Below are 1,414 nucleotides of genomic sequence, written 5' to 3' on the forward strand. Positions count from 1 at the left end.
CGTCGGCTTTCAGGACGACGAAGCCGCGCGGTACTTGTCCCTTCAGAGGGTCGGCGACGCCGATGACGGCGCATTCGGCGACGTCGGGGTGGGCGGCCAGGGCCTCTTCCATGCTGCCGGTGGACAGGCGGTGGCCGGCGACGTTGATGACGTCGTCGGTGCGGCCCATGACGAAGACGTAGCCGTCCTCGTCGATGTGCCCGCTGTCACCGGTGAGGTAGTAGCCGTCGTAGGCGGAGAGGTAGGAGGCAACGTAGCGGTCGTCGTCGTTCCAGAGCGTGGGCAGTGCGCCGGGCGGCAGGGGCAGCTTCACGACGATCGCACCGTCGACGCCTGCGGGCACCGGATCGCCCGAAGCGTCGAGGACGCGGACGTCCCAGCCGGGCAGCGGGCGGGTGGGGGACCCGGGCTTGAGGGGAGCGGCCTCGATGCCCACGGGGTTGGCGACGATGGGCCAGCCGGTCTCGGTCTGCCACCAGTGGTCGATCACCGGGATGCCCAGCAGATCGCTCGCCCAGTGGTAGGTCTCGGGGTCGAGGCGCTCGCCGGCGAGGAAGAGGTGGCGCAGGCCGGTCAGGTCGTAGCCCGCGGTGAGCGTTCCCTTCGGGTCCTGCTTGCGGATGGCCCGGAAGGCGGTGGGCGCGGTGAACATGGTCTTGACCCGGTGCTCGGCGGCGACGCGCCAGAACTGTCCCGCGTCCGGGGTGCCCACCGGCTTGCCCTCGTACAGGACCGTCGTCGCACCGGCCAGCAATGGCGCGTAGACGATGTACGAGTGCCCGACGACCCAGCCGACATCGGAGCCGGTGAACATCGTCTCGCCCGGGCCCACGTCGTAGACGGCGCCCATCGACCAGTGGAGGGCGACCGCGTAGCCGCCGCAGTCACGCACGACTCCCTTGGGCTTTCCGGTCGTTCCGGAGGTGTAGAGGATGTAGAGGGGGTCGGTTGCGGGGACGGGAACGCAGTCGGCCGGCGGTGCGGTGGAGACCAGGTCGGCCCAGTCGAGATCGCCGGGTCCCAACTCCGCCGTCTCCTGCGGGCGTTGCAGGATCACGCTCTTCTCCGGCTTGTGGGCCGCGAGCTCGATCGCCTCGTCGAGCAGGGGCTTGTAGGCGATGACACGCTTGCCCTCGATGCCGCAGGAGGCGGAGACGACCACCTTGGGGGCCGCGTCATCGATACGGAGGGCGAGTTCGCGCGGGGCGAACCCGCCGAAGACGACCGAGTGGATCGCGCCGATACGCGCGCAGGCCAGCATCGCGATCGCGGCCTCGGGGACCATCGGCATGTAGATCACCACACGGTCGCCGTGCCCCACGCCGAGCTGCGCGAGTGCTCCGGCGAAGGCCGCCACCTCGTCCCTCAGCTGTGTGTAGGTGTAGGTGCGCCGGGTGTCGGTCACGGGTGAGTC

Annotated in this window: 1 protein-coding gene; it reads right to left on the reverse strand. The window is 70.1% G+C overall.

Going from position 1 to position 1,414, the window contains the following annotated elements; all coding sequences use genetic code 11:
- The coding region (locus ACTMVF_RS42340) for an AMP-binding protein (protein WP_441276421.1) at positions 1-1,414 on the reverse strand (1,414 nt) is incomplete at both ends.

It is taken from the genome of Streptomyces sp. SD31 (genome assembly GCF_052068475.1).
Taxonomy (GTDB): Bacteria; Actinomycetota; Actinomycetes; order Streptomycetales; family Streptomycetaceae; genus Streptomyces.